Genomic DNA, 23,404 nt, shown 5'->3' with positions numbered 1-23,404 from the left:
CCGACCGGCACGCGGTCAACCCTTCACCCAGGCAAGCGACAAGGTAAGGACAACGCCATGGACTTCGGTCTCGTCCTGCAGGCCGACCCGCCCGCCGCCGACGTGGTCGCCTTGATGCGCACCGCCGAGCGGGCGGGTTTCTCCCACGGCTGGACGTTCGACTCCGTGGTGCTGTGGCAGGAGCCGTTCGTCATCTACAGCCGCATCCTCGCCGAGACGTCAACGCTCAGGGTCGGCCCGATGGTGACCAATCCGCTCACCCGCGACTGGACCGTCACGGCGTCGCTGTTCGCCACTCTCAACGAGATGTACGGCGACCGCACGGTGTGCGGCATGGGCCGCGGCGACTCCGCGGTCCGGGTCCCCGGCGGCAAGCCGTCGACGCTCGCCCGGCTCGGCGAGGCGATGCACGCCGTCAAGGAGCTGGCCGAGGGCCGCGAAGTCGCCCTGAACGGCACGCATGTGCGCATCCCGTGGGTACGCGAGGGGGCGCGGCTGCCGGTCTGGATGGCGGCGTACGGCCCCCGTGCCCTGGAGCTGGCGGGTCGTCAGGCGGACGGGTTCATCCTGCAGTTGGCTGATCCGTACCTGACGGGATACATGGTGGAGGCGGTGCGCTCCGCCGCCGAAAGCGCCGGCCGCGACCCGGCGGCGGTGACCGTGTGCGTCGCGGCCCCCGCGTATGTGTGCGACGACGACCCGGTCGCGCTGGCCCACGCACGCGACCAATGCCGGTGGTTCGGCGGCATGGTCGGCAACCACGTCGCCGACCTGGTCGCCCAATACGGCGAGCATTCGTCGGCGGTGCCGGAGGAACTGACCGCCTACATCAAGGGCCGGCGCGGATACGACTACGCGCATCACGGCCGCGCCGACAACCCGTCGACCGGGTTCGTCCCCGACGAGATTGTCGACCGGTTCTGTCTCATCGGCCCCGTCGAGACGCATCTCGCCCGGCTGGAGGAGCTGCGCGGGCTGGGCGTCGACCAGTTCGCCGTCTACGCGATGCACGACGCCCGCGAGTCCGTCGTGACGACGTACGGCGACGAGGTCATCCCGCTGATGTCGTAATCAACGTCGGCGAACTCCCGCTGGTGCCAGAGGAGTTCGCCGACATCCGTGCGTGGTCGTACCTCACTCCCCCACGCGGCCGTGGTCGTGGTCGCGCAGCATCATCGTGTGCAGCGGCGCGAGCGGGAACGGCCGCGAGAAGCCGACGGAGCGGTAGCCCTGGGCATCCCAGAAGCCCACGGCCGCGGGCGAACTGGGCCGCAGCGTCAGGGTGGTGCGCGTCCCCGTCCACGGGCCCACGAGGGCTTCGTGCATCGCGGTGCCGAGCCCGAGACGGCGGAACTCCGCCCGGACCACGAACTCGTGGACAGCGAAGGTCTGTAGGCCGTCCTCGACGGTCATCGGCTCGGGCAGCGGATCGATCATGCCGGACCACCAGTGCGTGTCGGCCGTGAGCGCGGCGCCGAGGCCGAAACCGAGCGGCGTCGAGCCCTCCCGGGTACGGGCGAAGACGAGACGGAAGCCCGGGGCGGCGAGGTGGCGCGGAAGGATGTCCGCCTCCCAGACGCGCGCCTCTTCCTCGGTACGCGCATACGGCTCCTCGGCATACACCTCGGCGTAGAGCATCCGAATCGTCTGCCGCATCGCCGGTACGGCGACCTCCTGGGCGGTGAGGTGGTCCAGCGTCCAGGAAACGGGCGCGGCGGTCACGGCGAACTCCTTCACGGGGACGGACGGTGTCGACATGCCAGATGCGGGGAACGGCCGGTCGGTTCCCTGCGCAGGACAGTCCACGCGGAGCAGCCGCCGCACCGCAAGTCCGAACGCCTGTGCGGTGGGCCACGGAAATCCCCGGGACCGACTCACAAACCCGCCGGTACTGTTGCGGAATGATCAGAACCGCCGTCCGCGACGACGTCCCGACCATCCTGCGCTTCATCCACGAACTCGCCGCGTACGAACGGGCCGTGCACGAAGTCAAGGCCACCGAGGAGGATCTCGCCCGTGACCTCTTCGGCCCCGCCCCCGCCGCGCAGGTGTTGATCGCGGACGACGACGCCGGTCGAGCGGTCGGTTTCGCTCTCTGGTTCACCACATATTCCACCTGGCTCGGGCGCCCCGGCCTCTACCTTGAGGACCTGTACGTCACGCCCGAGGCCCGCGGGGCAGGCCACGGCCGCGCGCTGCTCGCCGAGTTGGCGCGGATCGCGGTCGAACGCGGCCACGGGCGCGTCGAGTGGTCCGTGCTGGACTGGAACGAACCCGCCATCGGCTTCTACAAGGCCCTCGGTGCGACCCCGCAGGACGAGTGGACCGTCTACCGCCTCACCGGCGAGGCGCTGGCCGCGCTCGGCGCCCGCTGACCCCCTCCCGGAGGAGCCACATGCCCGTCACCCGCCGAGTCGCAGTGGCCACATCGGCTTTCGGACTCACCAAGGACACCGAAATCCCGCTGGTGGTCGACGCGTTGCGGCAGCGCGGCGTCGACGCGGTCGCCGTGGCCTGGGACGACGGCGACTTCGCGTGGTCGTCGTGTGCAGCCGTCGTCATCCGGTCGACATGGCGTTATGAGGAGCACGTCGAGCAGTTCATCGACTGGGTCGAATCGGTCGGCGCGGTCACCCGGCTGGACAATCCGCCCGAGGTTGTCCGGTGGAACATGCGGAAGACCTACCTGGGCGACCTCGCCGACCGGGGAGTGCCGGTGGTCCCGACGCGCTTCTTCGCGCCGGGCGAGAAGCCGGTGTTCCCCGAGGCGGGCCAGTACGTCGTGAAGCCGACCGTGTCCGCCGGAGCCCGCAACACCGCGCGGTACGCCGAAGAGCACCGCGACACCGCGGCGCGGCACGTCGCCGCACTGCACGCGCGGGGCGCCACGGTGATGGTGCAGCCGTACGTCACCCGTATCGCGGAGGGCGAGCGCGCACTTGTGTTCTTCGGTGGAGAGTTCAGCCACGCGATCCGCAAGCAGCCGGTGCTGACGGACATCGGCGTGGTGGACAACGCCCGCGTCGCCCACCCCGGCATCCTGCCGCACGACCCGAACAGCGACGAACTGGAGCTCGCCGCAAAGGCGTTGGCCGCAGCACCTACCGAAGACCCGCTGCTGTACGCCCGGGTCGACGTCGCGCTCGCCGACGACGGGTCGCCGATGGTCATGGAACTCGAACTGATCGAGCCCAACTTGTTCCTCACCGGAACCAGCGGCGCCATGGACCGCTTCACGGGATTGGTCCACGACCGCCTGAAGTGAGCGGCGAACCGGTGTGCCAGGCAGGGCTGTTCCGTGATGACGCAGGCCCGCCTCGTGTGCGAGTGATCCGAGGCGGGCCCGACACCGTCACCGAGGCGCAGATTCCTCGATGTGATGGCGTGAACACTAACGACCGGCACCGACAACGGATGCGCGGCAGGACGGAATCGCTGTCCGACACACGAAACTTCAGCCGTCCGCGTCGACACCCGCCTCGCGCAGGATGTCCGCGTCGGTGAGAGTCGCCGGTGGCACGCGGTCGCGCGCGTGGCGGTTCGCGAGGCGCTGCACCACGGTGTTGACCGGGGTCGGCACCCCGTGCAGTCGGCCGAGTCGGGCGATCTCGCCGTTGAGGTAGTCGACTTCGGTGGCACCGGTGCCGCGCAACAGGCTCTGGTACGTCGATCCGCCGACCCGGTCCGCGCCGCGCACCGGCAGGTCGACGAGCACCCCGCGGCGCGGCGAGTCGGCCGGTTCGACCAGCGGTTCGATCCCGGCGGCCGCGTAGCAGGCGTCGGCTTCGGCGCGCAGGCGGTCCGCGACCGGACCGCGCCGGGCCTGCGGCCCGCACAGCGCCTCCACGGCGTTCGCGATGTTGTAGCGCAACTTGCCGTATTTCCACGGCATGATGTCCGACCGGGCCTCGGCGAGGAAGGTCGCGTCGGACAGTGCGGCGGCGATCGCGAGGGCGGTGTCGTCGACGCCGCGCGGGTAGCGGCCGAGGTCGATCGTCCCGGCGACAGGAGCCGAATGCACCTGCACGGTGCCCGGTTCGACGAACAGGGCCGGGCAGTTGACGTTCCCGGCGTACACGTTGTCGAACGCGCGCAGCGCCATGTCCTCGTTGGCCACGCCGTTCTGGGCGCACACGATCGGCGTCGACGCCGGTGCCGCGAGCGCGAGATCGCGCAGCGCGTCGGCGCTGTCCTGGGTCTTGACGCTCAGCAGCACGATGTCGCCTGCCGCGAACGTGATTTCGTCGGGCCGCTCGACCACGGGCACCACGACCGTCTGCTCCCCCTCGGGGTCCACGATCCGCAGCCCGCGTGCGCGCATCGCCGCCGCGTGCTCGCCCCGCGCGATCAGCACGACGTCGTGACCCCCGGCATGCAGGCGCCCGCCGACGAGACCGCCGATCGCCCCCGCTCCGTGGACGATGAACCGCATCCGGAACCTCCTTGCGCGACGCGTGGCCGAGAACGCGACCATGATCGCAGGCCCCGGGATCGCAACCGCCGGTGCTACCAGGCGAACGCCTCGGGTGCCGGGCCGGGACCGGGGAAGATCTCGTCCAACTTGGCCAGAAGGTCGTCGGGCAGGCGCAACTCGGCGGCACGCAGGGCGGCTTCGAGCTGGCCGACGGTCCGCGGGCCGATGATCGGCGCGGCCACGCCGGGGCGAGTCAGCAGCCATGCCAGGGCCACCTCCCCGGGGTCGAGCCCGCGTTGGTCGAGCAGGTCCTCGTACGCCTGGACGCGTGCGCGCAGCTGCGGATTCGCCAGCGCCTGGGCGGAGCGGCCGGTCGCGGACCGGGCGCCGGTGCCTTCGCGCTGCTTGCGCAGGGCTCCGCCGAGGAGGCCGCCGCGCAGCGGCGACCACGGGATGACGCCGACGCCGTATTCGCGTGCGGCGGGAATCACCTCCATCTCGGCGCGGCGTTCGGCGAGGTTGTAGAGGCACTGCTCGCTGACCAGGCCGAGGCGTCCGGTGCGGGCGGCGATCTCGTTGGCCTGGGCGATCTTGTAGCCGGGGAAGTTCGAGGATCCGGCGTACAGCACCTTGCCCTGGGTGATCAGGACGTCGATCGCCTGCCAGATCTCCTCGCAGGGCGTGTTCCGGTCGATGTGGTGGAACTGGTAGAGGTCGATGCGGTCGGTGCGCAGCCGCCGCAGGCTGTCCTCGACGGAGCGGCGGATGTTGACGGCGGAGAGTTTGTTGTGATTGGGCCACGCCGGGCGGTCGCCGAGGGTCATGTTCCCGTACACCTTGGTGGCGAGGACGACCTTGTCGCGCCGGTCCCCTCCGAGGGCGAACCACGAGCCGACGATCGTCTCGGTGAGGCCTTTGTCCTCGATGCCGCCGTAGACGTTCGCGGTGTCGAAGAAGTTGACTCCCGCGTCGAGCGCGGCGTCCATGACCGCGTGGCTTTCCGCCTCGCCGGTGAGTGCGCCGAAGTTCATGGTGCCGAGGGCGAGGCGTGCGACCCGGAGGCCGGTCCGGCCGAGCGTGGTGTAGTCCATGGGCCACCAGCCAACGCCCCGCCCCACACCTCGGCAAGCCGGGCGGACGGCTCACGGGCCGGCGAGCGGCGCGTTCAACGGCGGTTCATGTCACCGACGCACGCGGCTGGTAGTAATTACGTCGCGTGAGTACTTCTGACGCGACACCCCCGGCCGTGCCCGAGACGCTTGCACGAAGGCTCGGCACGGGCGACGCCGTGATGGTGGGCCTCGGGTCGATGATCGGTGCGGGAGTGTTCGCGGCGTTCGGCCCGGCGGCGCGCGCGGCGGGATCCGGACTGCTCGTGGGACTGGGCATCGCGGCGATCGTCGCCTACTGCAACGCAACCTCGTCGGCACGGCTCGCGGCCCGGCACCCCGAGTCCGGCGGGACGTACGTGTACGGCCGTGAGCGGCTCGGGCCGTTCTGGGGTTACCTCGCCGGGTGGTCGTTCGTGGTCGGCAAGACCGCTTCGTGCGCGGCGATGGCGATGACGGTCGGCGCGTACGTGTGGCCGGAGTACACCCGCGCGACCGGTGTCGCCGCGGTGGCGGTGCTGACGATGCTGACCATGCGCGGGGTCCAGAAGGCGGCGTGGCTGACCCGCGTCATCGTGGTGACGACGCTGGCCGTGCTCGCGTTCGTCGTCACCGCGGGCCTGACCGCGGCCGACCCGGGGCGGCTCGAACCGTTCCCGGACTCCGGCGCCTACGGGATCCTCCAGTCCGCGGGGCTGCTGTTCTTCGCGTTCGCGGGCTACGCGCGGATCGCGACGCTGGGCGAGGAGGTCCGCGACCCGGAGCGGGCGATCCCGCGGGCCGTACGCATTTCGCTGGCGATCACCCTCACGGTGTACGCGGCTGTCGCCGTCTCCGCGCTGCTGGCCGTCGGCGCCGGTGTTCTCGCGCACGCCACCGCGCCCCTCGACGCGGTGGTGAACGCGACCGACTGGCAGGGCGCGGCACCCGTGGTCCGCGTCGGTGCGGCGGTCGCCGCGCTCGGGGCGCTGCTGTCGCTGCTGCTGGGGGTGTCGCGTACCACGCTGGCGATGGCCCGCGACGGCCACCTGCCGCGCGCCCTCGCCGCCATCGACGAACGCCGTCAGGCGCCTCGGCACGCCGAGTTCGTGGTCGGTGCGGCGGTGGTGCTGCTCGTCGCGCTCGCGGACCTGCGCGGCGCGATCGGTTTCTCGTCTTTCGGCGTCCTCGTCTACTACGCCATCGCGAACGCTGCCGCGCTGCGTCTGCGCACGGACGAGAACCCGCCCCCGCGTGTGGTTCCGCTGCTCGGGCTGGTGGGCTGCTTCACCCTTGCCGCGACGCTCCCTTGGCGCTCGGTGGTCTGGGGCGCGGCGGTGCTCGCCGTGGGTGTGGCGGCGTGGCTCGTGCGGCGCCCCCGACGCGGCAAGGCCTCCTGACGGGCGCGTTTCAGACCGGGGCGAGCGGCGTGTGGGGCTCTGCCGGCAGGACGACGCGGATGACGTCCCCAGGCGCGACGTCGCCGCCGGACACGACGATGCCCATGACGCCCGCCCGGCGGACGACCGTGCCGTCGTCGTCGCGATACAGCAGTCGGGCGAGCAGACCGTGCCGGACGCCGTCGATCTGATGGCACGGGTTGCGCAGTCCGGTGACCTCGACGACCGCCTCGGAGCCGATGTGCAGCCGGGCTCCGGTCGGCAGGCCGAGCAGGTCGACGCCGCGTGTGGTGATGTTCTCGCCGAGTCGGCCCGGGGTGACGGGGAACCCGGCGGAGCGCAGTTCCTCGTGCAGTTCGTCGTGCATGAGGTGGACCTGACGGAGATTCGGCTGACCGGGGTCGCGGGCGACCCGTGAGCGGTGTTTGACGGTCACGCCGGCGTGCACGTCGCCCTCGACGCCGAGGCCGCGCAGGAGCGTGACGCGCTCGCGGTTGGGCTTGGTGAAGGAGTAGGCGGGGTTGCTGCTGACGGCGACGACCGTTCCGGCCGGAGGCTCGGCGGCCGGGTCTTCCCGGGTGGGTTCGCTCATGCCTGCTCTTGTCCTTGCCGCTGCTGGGCCCGAGGATCCTGGGCCCGCCGATCCTGGGCCCGAGGATCCTGTGCGGCCCGGTCGGTCAGGCCGAGGAGTCGGGGCAGCATGCGCATGTCGTCGAAGACGATGGTGTCGGGGCCGGTGAGGCGGTCGACCGGGACCAGGCCGCCGGCGTACGCGTACGCGCGCATGCCGGCCGCCCGCGCGGCCTGGACGCCGTAGTGGCTGTCCTCGATCACCACGCACGTGGAGGGGTCGACGCCCATACGCGCGGCGGCGTGCAGGAAGACGTCGGGCGCGGGCTTGCCGAGCGGGACCTCGGAGGAGCTGAATATGCGGCCTTCGAAGTGTGCGTACAGGCCGGTGACGCCGAGGGTGTGGCGCATCTTGACGTGGCTGCCGCCGGAGGCGATGCAGGTGGCGAAGGCCGGGAGGATGGCTTCCAGGGCGTCCGCGATGCCGTCGACGAGCGGCAGGCCCGCGTCGACCTCCTGCCGGTGGCGGCGGTGGAACGCCTCGTGCCACCGAGCGCCGGTGCCCGGGCCCAGCCGCTCGTCGACCATCACGCAGATCGCCTCGGCGGACCGGCCGATGAATCGGTGGATGATCTCGTCCTCGCTCATCGCCCAGCCGAGCGCCGCGAGGACTTCGCGTTGCACGCGGACGGCAATGCGCTCGGTGTCGACGAGGACGCCGTCGCAGTCGAAAATGACCAGCCCGATGGGTGTTCCGAGCGATGCTGTCACGGCGCACAGTCTAGAAGCGGGGTGTGGCTCGGCGCGTGCCCCGGGGGCCGGAACTGCACTTCTTCGGCCCGGCCGCGCCCACGTGGGCCGTGCTTCCGCACATGCGGGCGACCGGCCGGGGCGCGATCGTCCGGATCGCCGGCACGGGCGGGCAGCTCGCGTTCGCGGGCGTCGGGGGTTACTGCGCCGGCAAGTTCAGCCGACGACCTGACGTCCCGTCAGGCGTCGGACTCCATGGACGACTTCAGGATCGCGAAGACCGCGCCCTGCGGGTCCTGGAGCACCGCCATGCGGCCTGCGGCCATGTCCAAGGGGGCCACGAGCAGCGTGCTCCCGGCGCGTACGGCCGCGTCGACGGTGCTGTCGGCGTCGTCGACCGCGAAGTAGGTGAGCCAGTGCGCGGGGATCTCGGGCGGTGCGTCGCCGAGGACCTGGGCGCCGCCGACGACGCGGCCCGCGGCCAGCATGCCCTTGTAGCTCGGCATCTCGGGCATCGACTCGAACCGTGTGCCGAACACCGCCTGATAGAACTGAACGGCCGCGTCGAGATCGCGGGTGTTGAGTTCGTTCCAGATCAGCGCCCCGGGCTCGTTCACACGTTCGGCCCCGGCGAACTCCAGCCGCTGCCAGGCCCCGGCAACGGCGCCGGTCGGGTCGGCGAAGACCAGCATGTGCCCCTGGTCGGCGACCTGCATGGGCGGCATCAGCGTGGTCCCGCCGTTCGCGGTCACCTTGGCGGCGGTCTCCTCGATGTCGTCCACGGCCAGGTACGTCGTCCACGCCGTCGGCGGAGGCGGCTCCCCGTCCAACGACATCGACGGCCCGATCCCGCCCACGGCCTTGCCGCGCAGCTCGCAGACCGCGTAACCGCCGAAGTCCGCGGGCCCGATCTCGCCGTGCCAGCCGAGCAGGTCGGAGTAGAAGTCGATTGCGGCCTGCTGATCGGGCGCCATGAGGTCGACCCAGCAGGGCGTGCCCTGGACGTAAGGTGCGGTGATCACAGACATGCGGAACCGCCTCCGGGTGGATGGTGATGGTGGATGCGGACCCACCCAATGTCACGCGCCGCATGGCCGCCCGCCACTCGGGCAGCTCTGGGCCCCCTCCCCCTCACGCCGCCAAGAGGCGGCGGATCGCGCGGCGCATACGGTTGGGGGCCTCGGGGTCGGCGAAGAGTTGTATGGCCTGGTTGAAGGCCATGTAGACGCCGACGAGTTCGAAGACGATCTGTTCGGGGTCGGCGTTTTCCGGGAGTTCGCCGTTGTTGACCGCGATGCGGACGTCTTCCGTCAGGCGTCGGCACCACATGCGGAACAAGCGGGCCACCTCGTCGTGCACGGGGCCGCCCCGGGCGTCGAACTCGATCGACGCCGTGGTGAACAGGCACCCGCCGGGGAACGCTTCGCGCTCGCGTTCGAGGTAGGTGATCCAGGCCTCGCAGACGGCGTTCAGGCGTTCGAGTCCGGCGCGGGCGTCCGCGGCCGGCTCCCACACGAGCCGGGTGAAGACCGCCGCGGCACCGTCGAGCGCGGCGAGCTGGAGTGCCTGTTTGGTTCCGAAGTGACCGAGGACCCCCGCCTTGCTCATGCCCAGGTCCGCGGCCAGGCGTCCGATCGTCAGCCCCTGGAGCCCTTCGACCGAGGCGATCGCGGCGCTGTGGCTGACGATGCGTTCGCGGGTGGTGCGGGCCTCGGCGGCGGTCTTACGGGGGCTCATGGCGGTCATGCTAGCGACGCGAACAAATTCAGCGTCCGATCGATCGGTTGCTATTCTCCCGGCACGCACCGTCCACCCCCTTGCCGCCGAGCCGAGGAGAGACAAGTCCGTGCCGGGTTCCCGCATCACCGCTTTGGGTCATTTCCAGCCGACGCGTGTGCTCACCAACGATGACTTGGCCGCAATGGTCGACACCAGCGACGAATGGATCCGACGCCGTACCGGCATCGCGACCCGTCACATCGCGGGCGACGCCGAATCGGTCACCGACCTTGCCGCGGAGGCGGCGGCCAAGGCCCTCGCGACGGCCGGCCTCGCGCCGTCGGACATCGGTCTGGTGACCGTGGCCACGTGCACCGCGATCGACCGTCTGCCGTCCACGGCCGCGCAGGTCGCGGGCCGCCTCGGCATCCCGAACGCCGTCACGTACGACCTCAACAACGGCTGCGCGGGCTTCTGCACCGCGCTCGCCTGCGCCGACCACACGGTGCGCGCGGGCGCGGCCCGGCACGCGCTGGTCATCGGTGCGGAGAAGATGTCGCACATCACCGACTGGTCGGACCGCAGCACGTGCGTGCTGCTGGGCGACGGTGCGGGTGCGGCGGTCATCAGCGCGACCGAGGGCGACGAGGAGGGCGCCATCGGTCCGGTGGTGTGGGGATCGGATCCGACGCGCTCCCACGCGGTCCGGCTGGTCGACGAGTGGCATCCGAAGTTCGCGCAGGAGGGACAGGCGGTGTTCCGCTGGGTTACCGGCGAACTCCCGCACGTGGCAAGGGAAGCGTGCGCGAAGGCCGGCATCGCGCCGGGTGATCTGGACGGCGTGGTGACGCACCAGGCGAACCTGCGGATCATCGAGGCGCTCGTGCGCCAGATCGGTCTGTCGGAGTCCGCGGTGATCGCGCGTGACGTCGTGAACTCGGGCAACACCTCCGCCGCGTCGGTGCCGATGGCCCTCGCCAAGCTCGTGGAGCGGCGCGAAATCGCCCCTGGAGGCCGCGTGTTGCTCTTCGGCTTCGGCAGCGGCCTGTCGTGGGCGGGACAGGTCGTCACCTGCCCCTGAGAGGCTTCGCACGAGGTTCCCCCTCCGCTGTGCGATGACTGCACGGCCCGGTCCCGGGCACGGTCTCCGGGTGGGACCGCTCCGGCGTCCCACCGGGACACGGAAGGGGAACCGACGTGCGGCGTCCGACTTCGCGCTACCAGTACGTCCGACGAGAACCGACGGTCGGTGACTATGTCGCCATGATCGTGCCGGCGCTGTTGGTGACGGCGCTCGGCTATCTGGGCCTGCTCCTGCTGATCGGGGCGGCCGGCCCCGGAGTATCCGCCGTGGTGTGGGTGTGCGGTTTTCTGTTGCTCAGCGGCGTGGCCCACGCCCAGCCGACGCTCTTGTTGCTGCGGTGGGGCTGGCTGGTCGCCGGCGGCTTGGTGGTGCTGACCGTCTGAGGGGTGCAGCGCGCCCCGGACCGAGCCGAACAACCCGGCAGGACAGTCGTGTTCGGTCAGCCCCGTCGGCTCGGCAACCGATTGTCCGGAAAACCGCCTCCGACACCGTTGCGTGTCGATCGGCAATCTTCCCGCCGCGACGGGCACTTCGCGGCCAACGCTTTCGAACGCCCCAGGCCGGGGCGGCCGTTGGGGATCAGGTGCCGTCGATCAGCCGAATGGCGAGAGCCGGGTCGAACTGGCCTGCCGGGATGTCGGGTCCGATGCCGCAGGTGCCGTCCGAATCGCCCGGCGCCTTGATCCACAGCACGAGTTCGGGACCACCGCTGCCGACTCCCCCGGTCTGGCCGAGCTTGCGGCCGGCGGGGTTGCACCAACTGGCCTCGCCCGCGCCCGGGTTGGCGTCGCCGTTGCCGTTGCGGCTGGTGTCGACGATGTACGGGACCGCCTTGCCGCCGTCCGCCTTGAGGGCCGCGTTGACGGCGTCCGCGTAGTCGGCGCTCTGGGCGGTGGCGAGATCGTTCGACACATTGACGGCGAAGCCGCGGGCATCACCGAGACCGGCCTTGACCAGCCGGTCGGCCATCGTTCCGGCGTCCTTCCAGGTCGCGTTGCCGGCGTCGATGTAGATGTACGCGTTGGGCGCGGCGGCCTTGATGCGCTGTACGGCACCGCGGATCAGCGCGAGCCTGGCGTCCTGCGCCGCAGCGTTCGGCTGACAGTCGATCTGCGCGACGGCGTCCGGTTCGACGATCACGATCGCGCGCTCGTCGCCGATTCCCTGCGCGAACTGCCCGATCCACGTCAGGTACGCCGCGTCGGTCGCGGCGCCGCCCGCGGAGTAGCTGCCGCAGTCCCGACCGGGAATGTTGTACGGCACCAGGACCGGCATCTTGTCGGCCTTCGCCGCCCGGCCCACATAGGCCTCGACGTCCGCCTGGATGTCGGTGTTCCAGCCGCCGAACCAGCGGGCACCCGGCTTGTCGGCGATCGCGGTCTTGATGCGCGCGGCGCGCGGGTCGTCCGCGTTGGCGGCGACCCAGTTGGCGGAGTTCGAGTCGCTGTCGACGTACAACCCCGAGGTGCCGGCGAGGGGATTGCCGGCGGCCGGTTCCGACGTGTCGGGCGCCGTCGTCGGCGGAGCCGGGGCCGGCTTCGGGGAAGTACTGCTGCTCGCGCTCGCACTCGGCGCGGTAGTGGGCGTTTCCTCGGGTTCGTCTGCTTCCCGGCCGGTATCCGAGGGCGAGGCGCTCGGCGTTGTCGGCCTCTTGGTGTCCTTCGACGCGGTGCCGCCGGGCTTCGCCGAGACGTCGTCCAGCACGACCGTGACCGGAGCCTTCGCGCCGCCGAGCTGGAAGGTGAGTGCGGCCTTCTTGATGTCCTGCGTGGCGGTGAATGGGAGAGCAACCTCGGTGCCCTCCTTCTTCAGCGGGACGTAGCCGTCGAGGGCCGTGGTGTACGGCGCGGTTTCGAGCTGCACGGTCACCCGGATGGTGACCGGCTCGCTCGCCCGCGCCGTGAAGCGCAGGACGTACGGCTTGCCCTTCTTCAGGCCGAAGCCCGTCTGCCCGACCATGTGGTCCCACGGCTGTTCCCCCGCCGGGGCCTGGACGCTCAGCGCCTTGCCGCTGCCGATGCCCGCGCCGGACACGGTCTTCTCGGTGGCCTGTCCGGAGGCCCACCAAAAGTCCGTGCCGCGCTCGAAGTCGCCGTTGCGGAGGAGGTCGCCCTTGTCCTTGCTGCCACCGTCACCGTCGCCGGCGAAGTGTGCGGAGAGGCCGCCGCCGACCGTGGCCTGCGCGGTGACGCCGCCGCCCAGCAGCACGACGGCAAGCCCGCCGGCCAGGAGGGCTCGCCGTTCCCGCAGGGATCGGTGCGTTCGCATGCGCGATTCCCCTCTCAACGAACTCCGGTGAACGAAACGGAACTTAACGCGCCGCGACGCCCCGCCACTATCCCCCTTGCGCGGGGCTGCGCAGGCGCGCGCGGGTGCGGCTTCCTCGACGAGGCAGAGGGGGAACCGCTCCGCATCGCGTGCTCATGTGAGGGCGGGCACAGGGCCCGCCCTCACATAGACGACGCACCGAGTCCGTCGCGTCTCATCGTCGTGGTGTGTCGAAGAACACCCCGGACCTGAGTTCGTGCCAGAGGACGTCCAGTCCCTCTCCGGTGAGCGGCCGGGGTACGTAGCCGTCGAAGAAGGTCAGCGGCACGTGCGAGGCGACCAGCAGCACGGCGAGGATGATGCCGGCCTGTGCGGTGGTGACCTCGTGGGTGCCGTGGTCGTCCAGCCAGAGCCACAGCACCACGCAGACGTTCGCGATCAGCAGGAATGCCCACCGCTCCTGGTCCCAGCCGCCGACGGAGAGGGCCATCGGTGCGATGGCGGCCGCGATCGACAACGCGGTCAGCCGCATCGGGCGTCGTCCCATCCGGGCGAACACCAGCATGCCGACGGCGGCCAGTGCCATCAGCGGCCACAGGTAGACGAAGATGTCCCACGGGTCGAAGTAGTCGTAGCTGTCGGACTGGGTGCGTCCGAACAGCGCAAGGGCGTCGGGTCGCAACGGGAAGTCGGTCCCGATCAAGATGCGCTCGAACCGGGCCGGGGCACCGGATTCGGACCCGGGGACGATCAACACCATGAGGCCGAGCACGACCGTCGGCGCGATGGCCATGAGGGCGCGGCGCACGGGGAGTTCGCGCATCGCGACCAGGAAGAACAAAGGCAGCACGGTCACGAGCGTGATCTCGTGGATGAGCACCATCGCCGCCATGGTCACCGACGCGGCGATCCACTTGCCGCGGAACAGCAACCACAACGCGCCGAACAGGCCGAGGTACAGGAACTGGTCGAAGTAGCCGATCTCGTGGAACAGGTAGCCCCCCGTGGGGAGCAGCAGAAAAGCAATGACCAGCAGACGCTGCAAAGGCTTGCGGGTACGGACGGCAAGTGTCGCGAGCACCGTGACGAGCGCCGCGAGGACGACGAACGAGACGGCGACGTACAACTCGTACGGGTAACCGGTCGGCGCCGCGAAGGGGCGCAGCACGCTGCCGACCAGGAAGCGCCGATGGAAACCGTCCTGAAGCGAGACCGCCTGGAGCGTCACGGCCCACCGGCTCGGCATCCGCAACCCGGTGTACGCCGCGACGGCCACGCATCCGAGCATGAGGACGGCCATGCGGCGGGACCATGTCGGCGTCGGCTCGGGAGTGTCGCGCGCCGACGGAACCGGGACCGGTGGGGTGTTCTGCTGAGGCGGAGTTGACTTCAGAAGCACGGGGAAACCTCACGAAACGGTTGAAACCGGGATAAATTTCCTGGCTCGGGGCGTGCTTGTGTGCGTTCCGGCTGGGGAACCGGACGGGGTGCTTCAGGGATCCGGAGTCGGGGCGCTCGACGAAGGGCCGGGCGAAGGGCTCGGTGAAAGGCGCTGTCGGCACCGGGCGGTACCCACAGCGTCACGCCCCTATGCCCAGCAGCGCGGTCAATGCCGCGGGCGCGTCGCCATGGCGCAGGATGTCCCGCATCTCCAGCGCGTCGAGAGGGGCAACGCCGTCGTTGTGCGGTTCGGTGGACATCACTTCGGCGACTCCCGTCGGCTCGGGTTGCGGGTGCGCGGTCACGACGACCTGGAGGCCGGTCGGGGAACCGACCGCCAGCGTCTCGATCGGGTCGGGCGGGGCTGAGGTGCCAGGGGGGACGCGCCGGCCCGCGTCGGGGTTGAGGGCGCAGGGGACATTCTGCCCCTCACGAAGGTCGAACGCGCTTACCGGGCAAAGGAGTTGCCGCGATTTTGCGGTTCCTCCCCCGTCATGCAGCACGATATCGATCCAACCGGTGCGCGCACCCCTGGTGTGGAGGTCGATGCGCCAGACGACCGGCCGGACTTCGGTCAGAGCCGTGGCAGGCATGACCGCGATGTCGATGTTCAGCTCGCGCATGTGCTCGGCCAGGTTCCGTTGGACGGCCAGCGCCAGTCGGTCGAGCGCGGGGGAGCCTCCGGCCGAATCGCGGCCGACCGTCGGGGTCGTCGCCTGCTCGGCCGAGTCCCGCATCCACGCGCCGGCGCCCGCGCCGGCCATGACCGCGGTGACGGCGAAGGCAGCGAGCCCGATCTGTATTCTGCGGCGCGCCTTGATGCGCTTCCCCGCAAGGCGGGCGTCGGCAACGAACCTCAGCGGTACGGGGGGCTCCTGCTCCGGGAGCACGGCACGGAAGAATTCGGCGAGTTCGTCGTCCTGCGGCATGGTCGTCTCACCTCCCGGGGCGTCGGTTGCCAGGATCGGATTCATGGGTCGATTCATATGTCGCATTCGGCGGTCGGATGCATGAATCGGATCCGAGGGATGATTTCGGACCGGATGAGGACGGGGTGAATCAAGGGCGCATTTCGCATGGTGAGGAAAGTCTCTGTTCCAGGTATCCCGCTCAGACGCCTGCGCGGGCGCTGACTGCCTATTGCGACAGCCGCCGTGCGGACGGCTGCTGATGCGCCGACTACGTGTGGGCCGGCTTCGACGGACGCGTTTTACGCATGCGCGAAGTCGACGAGGGTCGGCCCGAGGATGCCGCGCAACTGCTCCAGCCCGCGCGTGGTCGCCGAGCGCACCGCGGCGGAGGATTTGCCGAGCAATTCCGCGGTCTGCTCCACGCTTTGGTCCTCCCAGAACCGCAGGACCAGCACGGCACGATAGGCCGGACTGACCTCGGCGAGGGCCGCGAGCAGCGCCAGACGCCGGTCGGAGTCGACGCAGAGCCCGGCTCTGTCGGGTACTTCGCCGACGGGGATCTCGCTGTGACCGCGCTTGCGCGTGTGGTCGACATACGCGCGGACGAGCACTTGCCGCGCATAGGCCGGCCCGGCGGCGGGGTCACGGATGCGGTGCCATTTCGCGTACACCTTTCCCAATGTGATCTGGACGAGGTCTTCGGCGCTGTGCCAGTCTCCGCAGAGCAGGTACGCCGTCCTCCGCAGAGCGCCGTAGCGGGACGTCGCGAACTCGGTGAACGCCTCCTCCTCGTCCGGAGTCACGGCACCGCCCCCTCGGCCCTCGGTCATGGTCTTGTTGCTTAAGAGGACGAAGTACGCCCCCGGAATGTTGCGTCGGCGTACCGGCATTTTTCCCGCCCCGGTTCCGAATGGCCCGCACCACCCCCCGGCGCGTCGTCACCTACGGGCCGAAACCCAACGAATCCGGCGGCAGCCGAAGAATCCGGCGAAAGTCTGGGGAAGCAACGACAGAAACGCCGATGAGGCCCCGGATCACCCGGGGCCTCATCGGCGTTTCCGCCTCGCGCCGCGCCGGTTCAGCCGACCGAGCGCGTGGGGACCTCGTACGGCGGCCTCGGCGGCGTGTACCGCGCCGCGGCCCGGGCGCCGGGGACCTTGCCCGGCCACCAGTTGCGCGTGCCGAGCAGCACCATCAGCGACGGCAGGACCACGATGCGCACCACGACGGCGTCGATGAGCACCGCCGCGGCGAGACCGACACCCATCTGCTTCATGTCCATCATGCTGAGCGTCGCGAAGACCGCGAACACCGAGACCATCACGATGGCCGCGCTGGTGATGACGCCGGCCGAACTCGTGATGCCGCGTTCGACGGCGTCCCGGGTGTTCAGGCCGCGCTCGGCCGCCTCGCGGATTCGGCTGACGACGAAGACGTGGTAGTCCATCGACAATCCGAACAGCACCACGAAGAGGAACAGCGGCAGCCACGAGATGACCGCGCCGTTGGACGTGAAGTCGAGGATGCCTTCGGCCCAGGTGTTCTGGAAGACCGCCACGAGCAGTCCGAAGGCGGCAAGCGCGGACAGCAGGTTGATCGCGATGGCGCTGGCCGCGATCACGACGGAGCGGAAGGTGAACGCCATCATCACGAAGGTGAGCAGCAGCACGAACCCGATGACGAGCGGCAGCTTGTCCTTGACGTGGTCGGCGTAGTCGACGTTCTCCGCGGTCTCGCCCTCCACGGCGAACTCGGCGCCGGCCACCTTGCCCACGGTGCTCGGGAGGATTTCGTCGCGCAGCACGTCGAGGGCGTCCACCGCCTCGTCGCCGGCGCTGCCGTACGGCGACGTGACCTGCACGGAGAAGGCGCGGCCGTCCTGCGCGACCCTGACGGGTGCGGTGTCGTCCTTGACATACAGCGGGTGGTTGCGGGTCTGTGCCACCGCCTCGTCGAGTGCCGCACGTGTCTCGGCGGCCTTGCCCTCGGGGGCGAGCACGACGATGTTGCTGGCGGCGTGCTTGTTCGGGAAGGCCGCGGTCATGCGGTCATATGTCTGCATCACCGACATCTCGCGCGGAAAGTCGTCGAACGACGTGGTCTGCAACTTCATCCCGAACGTCGGCAGCGCGAGCGCTCCGAGGGCGATCACGGAGATGCCGAGAGTCGCCCGCGGGTGGTCGAGTGCGGGACGCAGCATCGCCTTCCACACGCGCGGCTCGCGGTCCTCGCGCGCGCTCAGCCGCCACAACAGCGGCACGCGCGGCCGGTCGATCTTGTCGCCGAGCTTGGCGAGCAGGGCCGGGAGCACGGTCAGCGATCCACCGCACGCGACGACGACCACGATGATCCCGGCGGTGGCGAGGCCGGAGAAGATGGCGTCGCCCGCGACGTACATGCCCGCCATGGAGACGGCGACCGCGAGCGCGGAGACGACGACGGCGTGGCCCGAGGTGGCGGCGGCGATCTCGATGGCGTCGAGGCGGTTGCGGCCCTTGGCGCGCTCCTCGCGTTCGCGGCGCACGTAGAAGAGCGAGTAGTCCACGCCGACCGCCATGCCCATCATCATGATGATGTTCGCGGCGCTGCCGGGGTCGGGGAACACCGCGGAGGCGAGGCCGTAGAGCCCGATCGACGCGGCGACGGCGGTGATCGCCAGGATCACCGGGACGGCGGCGGCGATCAGCGCCCCGAAGGCGACCATCAGGATGACGAGGGTGACGGGCAGGCTGAACATCTCCGCCTGCGCGAGGTCCTTGCCGATCTGCTCCTCGATGGCCTTGCCGCCGGAGCCGTCGCCGATCTGCTCGATGCGCAGGTCGGGGAACTCCTCCTGCACCGCCTTGCGGACGTCGGCCAGGTCGCCGAAGTGGTCCTGGGCCTTGTCGGGGTCGCCCGCGAGGTCGACCGAGACGAGGTACGCGCTGCCGTCGTCGGACGCCGTCGCCTCCCCGACCTCGGCGACGTCCTCCAGGGAACGCGCCTGGTCGGTGATGCGTGCGGCGGCCTTCTGCGCAACGTCCCGGTCGAGCGCGCCGGCCTTCGCGGTGATCAGGATGTTCTCGGCCGCAGGAGCGACCAGCCCGTGCTCGCGGGCGATCTCGCCGGCCCGGCCGGACTGGCCGACGCCGAGGTCGCTCGCACCGGCCTTCTCGGTGCCCGCCGCGCTGCCGATGACGAGGCAGGCGACGACCAGTGCGACCCAGATGCCGATCGCGCGCCAGGGGTTGGTCGCGCTCCATCGCGCGAGGCGGACGGTGGCCGGTGTCTTCCGTGTGTGCTGCGCCCTCATGACTGTGCGGCCCCCTTGTGTCGCGGTTGGTGTCGGTGCGGCGTGTGCCGCTCCGCCGCGAGGTTCGAAGGCGGCGGCGCGGCATGCGGTGTCGCGGAACTGTCCGGCGTGCTCGGTGCGTTCGAGCTGTGCGTGGCTCTCGACGTGTCCTTCACGAAGTCGAGTCTGTTGGCGCGGCGGTCCACGGACATTGCCGCCAGCCGCCGAGCCGGGGTGGGCCTAGCCCCACGTTCGACCGCCGCCTTCCCCCACCCCGGCACCGATGCGATCGAGGCGGACGACGACCGGAGCCCTGCCGCGCCCGGCTCGTCGCCGCCTGGCGTCGGCCGCAGTGGTGCGTCCGGCATACGCACCAGGACGAAGTTGTCTCCGCGCGTGGGCTCGTGCGCCCCGTGCGGCCCCTCGACCGGTGCGGTGCGAGCGGGTACGTGCCCGTTCGGCTCGGCGGCAACGCCACGCGCGCCCGTCACCGCGTCACCGCGCCGATCGGGCGGTTGAATCGTTGGGTGGGAAAACGGGTGGCACGGGGTCGCCCGGGATGGGAGTGGGGATGACCTCCGACCGGCACAGGGACCGGCACGGGTACGCGATGACCGACACGGGCGAGGAGGCCGCCGGTCATCTCGAACGCGCCCTGGAAGCGCTGCTGTTCTTCCGCCCCGAGATGGTCGAGGCGTCGGCGTCCGCGGTGGCGGCGGCACCCCGGTCGCCGCTCGCGCAGGCGTTCGCGGCGTACCTCGGGCTGCTGGGCACCGAGGAGAAGGAAGCGGCTGCGGCACGCGAGCGGTTCGAGCGGTTCCGGGCCCAGTTCGACCGGTCGGGCGCCACGCCGCGCGAACGCGCGCACATCGACGCGGCGTCCGCGTGGCTCGCCGGTGACATCCACGAAGCCGGGCGCGTGTTGGGCGAGTTGGCGGTGGCGTATCCGCGCGACGTGATGGCGCTCGCGGTCGGCCACCAGGTCGACTTCTTCACCGGCGACGCGGTGCGGCTGCGCGACCGCGTGGGCGGCGCGCTGTCCGCGTGGGACCCCGAGGATCCGCATCACGGGCCGTTGACCGGCATGTACGCGTTCGGCCTGGAGGAATCAGGGCTCTACGACCGCTCCGAGGCGGTGGGCCGGGCGGCGGTCGAGGCGAATCCGCATGATGTGTGGGGCATCCACGCGGTGGTGCACACGTTCGAGATGCAGGGCCGGTTCGCGGAGGGCATCGCCTACCTGGACGCGCGGACGAGCGCATGGTCGAGCGGCAACTTCCTTACCGTGCACAATTGGTGGCACTACGCGCTGTACGCGATCGAGGCCGGCGACACCGACCGCGCGCTGGAGATCTACGACGCGGCGTTGCACACGCCCGAGTCCCAGGGCTACGCGCTGGAACTCCTGGACGCCTCGGCGCTGTTGTGGCGTCTGCTGCTGGCCGGCGACGACCAGAGCGCGCGCTGGAGCCGGCTCGCGGACGCCTGGGCGGCCCGCCACGACGGGCCGTTCTACGCGTTCAACGACGTGCACGCGCTGATGGCGTACCTGGGCGCGGGACGCCTCGCCGACGCGGAGGCACTGGTCCGCGACCGGAAGGCGTGGCTGAACACCCCCCACCCGGGAGTGGCGAACCACGCGATGACGCACGAGATCGGCGTCCCGGTATGCCGCGCGCTGATCGCGTTCACGCAAGGCCACTACGACCAGACCGTGGACCTGTTGCTGCCGTTGCGAAACCGGCTGAACACCTACGGCGGCAGTCACGCGCAACGCGACGCGGTGCAGAAGACACTGATCGAGGCGGCGCTGCGCGGCGGGCGCGACGACCTCGCCCGGACGCTGCTGAGCGAACGCCTTGGGGTGCGGCCGAGCAGCCCCTACAACTGGCTGACGCAGGCCCGGCTCGCCGAGCGGTTGGGCCGCGCGGCGGAGGCCGCGGCGGCACGGCGGCGCGCGGAGGAGTTGAGGGGCGGCGCACGGGCGGGGCAGCGGGGCGACGGCGGCGCTTGAGTGAGTACGGACGGCCGCGCACCCGGTCGGCAACACCGCAAGCAATCGGCGCGTTCGCGCAGACGTGCCCGCCTGCGGCCTTTGCGGCGTTGCGTGTGAGCGCCGCCGCCGACCCGCCTGCCCGTCGCGGGCGCGGTGCCCCGGCGATCCCGGCGGCACCGCGCCCGCGCGCTCTCCTTCGCGGACGCCTCGATGTCGGAGTCGTCGCGGAGTCACGTCACCTTGCGAGACTGGTCGCCGTGCTCACCCTCGAATCGCTGCCACCGCAATTCCGTTCCGTGCCATACGTGTCCGCACGACACCCCGGGGCAACCCCACCGGGAGACCTGTCCGGCGGCGCGAACTGCCAGGTGTACGCCTACGCGATCCTGGCCCATGTCGGTTTGCCGGTACCGCCGTTGCGCTCGTCCGAGCTTTGGGCGGACCGCCTGTCGACCGAACTCGTTCCGCAGCCTGCACAGTTCGACCTGGTGCTGTTCGACGGCGGCGCAAGGCCCGACCGGGAGGAAGGGTACGCCGCCCACGTCGGGTTGCACGTCGGCACAGACCGGATACTGCACCTGTGCCGTGAGATCGGAGTCCCGGCGATCTGGTCGTACGCCGAATTCGCGAAACGGCCGCACTACGCACGACTGTTGGGCGCCAAGCGGGTCCGTGCCGCGTCACGGGGCGCCCCGGTGCGGACATTCGGGTGAAACTGCGGCGGTGCCACGGACCACCCGCCACCCGCCCCCCGGCGGCACCCTCGGGCGCATAAAGTCGCGGGATGACCAGCGTTCCCCTGCCCACGACCGACGAGCCGGCGCTGTATGCCGTCAGCGACGTGCACACCGCGATCCCGGCGAACTTCGCGATCGTGGAGGGTGTCCGGCCGAGAACGGACGCGGACTGGCTGATCGTCGCGGGCGACGTTGCCGAGCGCCCGGACGACATCGCCAAGACCCTCGGCCTGTTCGCGGACCGCTTCGCACGCGTCCTGTGGACGCCGGGCAACCACGAGCTGTGGGCGGCGAAGGAGGACGGGCCCGGCCTGCGGGGCGAGGCGCGGTACCGGCACCTGGTCGAACTGTGCCGTGACCTGGGCGTGGCGACCCCGGAGGACCCGTACGAGGTCTGGTCCGGCCCGGGCGGTCCGGTGACCGTGGCACCGTTGTTCGTGCTGTACGACTACACCTTCCTGCCCCCCGGCACGACCACGCGCGAGGAGGCCCTGGAAGTCGCCTACAAGTCGGGCGTCGTGTGCACGGACGAGTTCACGCTCGACCCGGCGCCTCATCCGAGCCGTCAGGCGTGGTGCGAGGAGCGCGTCGCCTACACCGAGGCGCGGCTTGCCGAAGCCGCCGACCCGGCCGCGCCGTTCGTGCTGGTGAACCATTTCCCGACCGTGCGCGCGCCCACGGACGTGCTGTGGTACCCGGAGTTCGCGCAGTGGTGCGGCACCGTGCGGACGGCCGACTGGCACATGAGGTTCCCGACCACGGCCGTGGTCTACGGGCACCTGCACATCCCGCGCACGACGTGGTACGACGGCGTCCGCTTCGAGGAAGTGTCGCTCGGCTACCCTCGCGAACGACGCAACGGCCTGCGCAGGCCGATCCCGCGCCGGATCGTGCCGGCGGAGGAGGGGGACGCATGATCGGTGACGGACTCGACGGCGGTGGGGCGGAGGCCCTGCGCGAGTCACCGCGGACGGTCGGCGGCGCGCATGCCGCCGGGGAGCAGGGCGCGTCGCCCGCCCCCGTACACCACGCCGCACGGGACGCACCTGCCGCACGCACCGCGTTGCTGCCGCTGATCCTTCCGACGGCGGTGGCGGCCGAGGAGTGCTTCGACGACCCGCCGGGGACCGTGCTGTTCCCCGAGGAGGAGGCCTGCCTCGTGCGGGCGGTGGACAAGCGGCGCCGCGAGTTCACCACCGTGCGCCGGTGTGCGCGCCTGGCCCTCGGTCGGCTGGGGGTTGCGCCGGCCCCGCTGGTCCCGGGTGAACGCGGTGCCCCGAGTTGGCCGGCGCAGGTCGTGGGCAGCATGACCCACTGCGTCGGCTACCGTGCGGCGGCGGTCGCCCCGGCGTCGCGGATGTGGACGATCGGCATCGACGCGGAGCCCGCCGAGGAGCTGCCCGAGGGAGTCCTGGACTCGATCTCGTCCGCCGACGAACGCGCGCATCTGGCCGCGTTGGCCCGGCTTCGCCCGGAGGTGCCCTGGGAGCGGTTGCTGTTCAGCGCCAAGGAGTCCGTCTACAAGGCGTGGTTCCCGCTGACGCACCGGTGGCTGGGCTTCGAGGAGGCCGAGGTCGAGTTCGACGCGGCGGCCGGCGCGTTCCGGGCGAGGATCCTGGCCGAGGACCGCCCGGTCGATGTGTTCGCGGGGCGCTGGACGATCGCGTCCGGCATCGCCGCGACGGCGATCGCGGTCCCGCGCACGCACTGACGGTGGACCCTGCCCCGGCCGGCCGGCGCCGTGCGGGTGCGGCCT

At 70.9% G+C, this 23,404-nt stretch carries 22 protein-coding genes; 10 read left to right on the top strand and 12 right to left on the bottom strand.

Translation table 11 applies throughout. The annotated features are described in order from the left end of the window. The first annotated feature begins 57 nt into the window (after nucleotides 1-57). Entirely contained in the window at nucleotides 58-1,071 is a 1,014-nt protein-coding gene (locus tag ACRX5W_RS27990) for a TIGR03842 family LLM class F420-dependent oxidoreductase (protein WP_436791126.1), read from the top strand. Between the two features lie 63 nt (nucleotides 1,072-1,134). Here ACRX5W_RS27990 and ACRX5W_RS27985 read toward each other — a convergent pair whose 3' ends face one another. Continuing rightward, nucleotides 1,135-1,722, bottom strand: coding sequence for a GNAT family N-acetyltransferase (locus ACRX5W_RS27985; protein WP_436791125.1), 588 nt, complete (start codon nucleotides 1,720-1,722; stop codon nucleotides 1,135-1,137). A gap of 179 nt (nucleotides 1,723-1,901) precedes the next feature. On the opposite strand from ACRX5W_RS27985, the gene ACRX5W_RS27980 reads away from it, so the two are divergent. Both ACRX5W_RS27980 and ACRX5W_RS27975 read left to right on the top strand, forming a co-directional pair. Then, on the top strand, nucleotides 1,902-2,375 hold the full coding sequence (locus tag ACRX5W_RS27980; RefSeq protein WP_436791124.1) for an N-acetyltransferase family protein: 474 nt from the start codon (nucleotides 1,902-1,904) through the stop codon (nucleotides 2,373-2,375). 20 nt (nucleotides 2,376-2,395) lie between these two features. Further along, nucleotides 2,396-3,265: an ATP-grasp domain-containing protein gene (locus tag ACRX5W_RS27975; RefSeq protein WP_436791123.1), complete on the top strand. Its 870-nt coding sequence runs from the start codon at nucleotides 2,396-2,398 to the stop codon at nucleotides 3,263-3,265. Nucleotides 3,266-3,454: 189 nt separating this feature from the next. On the opposite strand, the gene ACRX5W_RS27970 is transcribed toward ACRX5W_RS27975, so the two are convergent. Both ACRX5W_RS27970 and ACRX5W_RS27965 read right to left on the bottom strand, forming a co-directional pair. Continuing rightward, nucleotides 3,455-4,432: a ketopantoate reductase family protein gene (locus ACRX5W_RS27970; protein ID WP_436791122.1), complete on the bottom strand. Its 978-nt coding sequence runs from the start codon at nucleotides 4,430-4,432 to the stop codon at nucleotides 3,455-3,457. A gap of 74 nt (nucleotides 4,433-4,506) precedes the next feature. Beyond that, nucleotides 4,507-5,505 carry an aldo/keto reductase gene (locus ACRX5W_RS27965; RefSeq protein WP_436791121.1) on the bottom strand — a complete coding sequence of 333 codons (999 nt, stop codon included), beginning with the start codon at nucleotides 5,503-5,505 and terminating at the stop codon, nucleotides 4,507-4,509. A gap of 200 nt (nucleotides 5,506-5,705) precedes the next feature. Between ACRX5W_RS27965 and ACRX5W_RS27960 the strand changes: the two genes are divergently transcribed. Then, the gene (locus ACRX5W_RS27960) at nucleotides 5,706-6,902 is read left to right on the top strand and encodes an APC family permease (protein WP_436791155.1); all 1,197 of its coding nucleotides are present in this window, start codon (nucleotides 5,706-5,708) and stop codon (nucleotides 6,900-6,902) included. A 10-nt stretch (nucleotides 6,903-6,912) separates the two neighbouring features. Here ACRX5W_RS27960 and ACRX5W_RS27955 read toward each other — a convergent pair whose 3' ends face one another. The 4 genes from ACRX5W_RS27955 to ACRX5W_RS27940 form a co-directional block, all read right to left on the bottom strand. Continuing rightward, on the bottom strand, nucleotides 6,913-7,494 hold the full coding sequence (locus tag ACRX5W_RS27955; protein WP_436791120.1) for an MOSC domain-containing protein: 582 nt from the start codon (nucleotides 7,492-7,494) through the stop codon (nucleotides 6,913-6,915). Then, a complete protein-coding gene (locus ACRX5W_RS27950; protein ID WP_436791119.1) occupies nucleotides 7,491-8,243 on the bottom strand; it encodes an HAD family hydrolase in 753 nt (250 codons plus the stop codon). Before ACRX5W_RS27950 ends, ACRX5W_RS27955 begins: the two co-directional genes overlap by 4 nt. A 218-nt stretch (nucleotides 8,244-8,461) precedes the next feature. Next, nucleotides 8,462-9,250 carry a VOC family protein gene (locus ACRX5W_RS27945; RefSeq protein WP_436791118.1) on the bottom strand — a complete coding sequence of 263 codons (789 nt, stop codon included), beginning with the start codon at nucleotides 9,248-9,250 and terminating at the stop codon, nucleotides 8,462-8,464. Nucleotides 9,251-9,353: 103 nt separating this feature from the next. Beyond that, on the bottom strand, nucleotides 9,354-9,959 hold the full coding sequence (locus ACRX5W_RS27940) for a TetR/AcrR family transcriptional regulator (protein ID WP_436791117.1): 606 nt from the start codon (nucleotides 9,957-9,959) through the stop codon (nucleotides 9,354-9,356). A gap of 109 nt (nucleotides 9,960-10,068) precedes the next feature. Here ACRX5W_RS27940 and ACRX5W_RS27935 point away from each other — a divergent pair, with 109 nt between their 5' ends. Both ACRX5W_RS27935 and ACRX5W_RS27930 read left to right on the top strand, forming a co-directional pair. Continuing rightward, on the top strand, nucleotides 10,069-11,022 hold the full coding sequence (locus ACRX5W_RS27935; RefSeq protein ID WP_436791116.1) for a beta-ketoacyl-ACP synthase III: 954 nt from the start codon (nucleotides 10,069-10,071) through the stop codon (nucleotides 11,020-11,022). Nucleotides 11,023-11,138: 116 nt separating this feature from the next. Continuing rightward, entirely contained in the window at nucleotides 11,139-11,408 is a 270-nt protein-coding gene (locus ACRX5W_RS27930) for a hypothetical protein (protein WP_436791115.1), read from the top strand. A 196-nt stretch (nucleotides 11,409-11,604) separates the two neighbouring features. On the opposite strand, the gene ACRX5W_RS27925 is transcribed toward ACRX5W_RS27930, so the two are convergent. The 5 genes from ACRX5W_RS27925 to ACRX5W_RS27905 all read right to left on the bottom strand — a co-directional run bounded on the left by ACRX5W_RS27925 (nucleotide 11,605) and on the right by ACRX5W_RS27905 (nucleotide 18,936). Continuing rightward, nucleotides 11,605-13,293, bottom strand: coding sequence for a glycoside hydrolase family 6 protein (locus tag ACRX5W_RS27925; RefSeq protein WP_436791114.1), 1,689 nt, complete (start codon nucleotides 13,291-13,293; stop codon nucleotides 11,605-11,607). A 214-nt stretch (nucleotides 13,294-13,507) separates the two neighbouring features. Further along, on the bottom strand, nucleotides 13,508-14,692 hold the full coding sequence (locus ACRX5W_RS27920) for a hypothetical protein (RefSeq protein ID WP_436791113.1): 1,185 nt from the start codon (nucleotides 14,690-14,692) through the stop codon (nucleotides 13,508-13,510). A 181-nt stretch (nucleotides 14,693-14,873) separates the two neighbouring features. After that, nucleotides 14,874-15,707, bottom strand: a complete 834-nt coding sequence (locus ACRX5W_RS27915) for a hypothetical protein (protein ID WP_436791112.1) — start codon at nucleotides 15,705-15,707, stop codon at nucleotides 14,874-14,876. A gap of 236 nt (nucleotides 15,708-15,943) precedes the next feature. Further along, the gene (locus ACRX5W_RS27910; RefSeq protein WP_436791111.1) at nucleotides 15,944-16,534 is read right to left on the bottom strand and encodes a SigE family RNA polymerase sigma factor; all 591 of its coding nucleotides are present in this window, start codon (nucleotides 16,532-16,534) and stop codon (nucleotides 15,944-15,946) included. A 188-nt stretch (nucleotides 16,535-16,722) separates the two neighbouring features. Then, nucleotides 16,723-18,936 (bottom strand): MMPL family transporter, encoded by a 2,214-nt coding sequence (locus tag ACRX5W_RS27905; protein WP_436791110.1) that lies wholly within the window; start codon nucleotides 18,934-18,936, stop codon nucleotides 16,723-16,725. Between the two features lie 550 nt (nucleotides 18,937-19,486). Here ACRX5W_RS27905 and ACRX5W_RS27900 point away from each other — a divergent pair. From ACRX5W_RS27900 to ACRX5W_RS27885, 4 genes are all read left to right on the top strand, one after another. Next, entirely contained in the window at nucleotides 19,487-20,929 is a 1,443-nt protein-coding gene (locus ACRX5W_RS27900) for a tetratricopeptide repeat protein (RefSeq protein ID WP_436791109.1), read from the top strand. Between the two features lie 287 nt (nucleotides 20,930-21,216). Next, nucleotides 21,217-21,624: a cell wall hydrolase gene (locus ACRX5W_RS27895; protein WP_436791108.1), complete on the top strand. Its 408-nt coding sequence runs from the start codon at nucleotides 21,217-21,219 to the stop codon at nucleotides 21,622-21,624. A 71-nt stretch (nucleotides 21,625-21,695) separates the two neighbouring features. Further along, complete coding sequence (locus tag ACRX5W_RS27890; RefSeq protein ID WP_436791107.1) at nucleotides 21,696-22,565, top strand: metallophosphoesterase family protein; 870 nt, start codon at nucleotides 21,696-21,698, stop codon at nucleotides 22,563-22,565. 146 nt (nucleotides 22,566-22,711) lie between these two features. Then, nucleotides 22,712-23,359 (top strand): 4'-phosphopantetheinyl transferase family protein, encoded by a 648-nt coding sequence (locus ACRX5W_RS27885; protein WP_436791154.1) that lies wholly within the window; start codon nucleotides 22,712-22,714, stop codon nucleotides 23,357-23,359. The last annotated feature ends 45 nt before the right edge of the window (nucleotides 23,360-23,404 follow it).

Origin of the sequence: Yinghuangia sp. YIM S10712 (genome assembly GCF_051388935.1) — a bacterium.
In the GTDB taxonomy this organism is placed as follows: domain Bacteria; phylum Actinomycetota; class Actinomycetes; order Streptomycetales; family Streptomycetaceae; genus Yinghuangia.
The sequence above is the reverse complement of the archived record's forward strand: the minus strand, read 5'-3'. Positions and strand labels throughout refer to the sequence as shown.

Bases quoted from the DNA above. Each gene is read 5' to 3' on its own strand.
- ACRX5W_RS27990 (WP_436791126.1), top strand. From the start codon at position 58: ATGGACTTCGGTCTCGTCCTGCAGGCCGACCCGCCCGCCGCCGACGTG.
- ACRX5W_RS27980 (WP_436791124.1), top strand. From the start codon at position 1,902: ATGATCAGAACCGCCGTCCGCGACGACGTCCCGACCATCCTGCGCTTC.
- ACRX5W_RS27975 (WP_436791123.1), top strand. From the start codon at position 2,396: ATGCCCGTCACCCGCCGAGTCGCAGTGGCCACATCGGCTTTCGGACTC.
- ACRX5W_RS27970 (WP_436791122.1), bottom strand. From the start codon at position 4,432: ATGCGGTTCATCGTCCACGGAGCGGGGGCGATCGGCGGTCTCGTCGGC.
- ACRX5W_RS27965 (WP_436791121.1), bottom strand. From the start codon at position 5,505: ATGGACTACACCACGCTCGGCCGGACCGGCCTCCGGGTCGCACGCCTC.
- ACRX5W_RS27960 (WP_436791155.1), top strand. From the start codon at position 5,706: ATGGTGGGCCTCGGGTCGATGATCGGTGCGGGAGTGTTCGCGGCGTTC.
- ACRX5W_RS27955 (WP_436791120.1), bottom strand. From the start codon at position 7,494: ATGAGCGAACCCACCCGGGAAGACCCGGCCGCCGAGCCTCCGGCCGGA.
- ACRX5W_RS27945 (WP_436791118.1), bottom strand. From the start codon at position 9,250: ATGTCTGTGATCACCGCACCTTACGTCCAGGGCACGCCCTGCTGGGTC.
- ACRX5W_RS27940 (WP_436791117.1), bottom strand. From the start codon at position 9,959: ATGAGCCCCCGTAAGACCGCCGCCGAGGCCCGCACCACCCGCGAACGC.
- ACRX5W_RS27925 (WP_436791114.1), bottom strand. From the start codon at position 13,293: ATGCGAACGCACCGATCCCTGCGGGAACGGCGAGCCCTCCTGGCCGGC.
- ACRX5W_RS27915 (WP_436791112.1), bottom strand. From the start codon at position 15,707: ATGAATCCGATCCTGGCAACCGACGCCCCGGGAGGTGAGACGACCATG.
- ACRX5W_RS27910 (WP_436791111.1), bottom strand. From the start codon at position 16,534: ATGCCGGTACGCCGACGCAACATTCCGGGGGCGTACTTCGTCCTCTTA.
- ACRX5W_RS27905 (WP_436791110.1), bottom strand. From the start codon at position 18,936: ATGAGGGCGCAGCACACACGGAAGACACCGGCCACCGTCCGCCTCGCG.
- ACRX5W_RS27900 (WP_436791109.1), top strand. From the start codon at position 19,487: ATGACCTCCGACCGGCACAGGGACCGGCACGGGTACGCGATGACCGAC.
- ACRX5W_RS27890 (WP_436791107.1), top strand. From the start codon at position 21,696: ATGACCAGCGTTCCCCTGCCCACGACCGACGAGCCGGCGCTGTATGCC.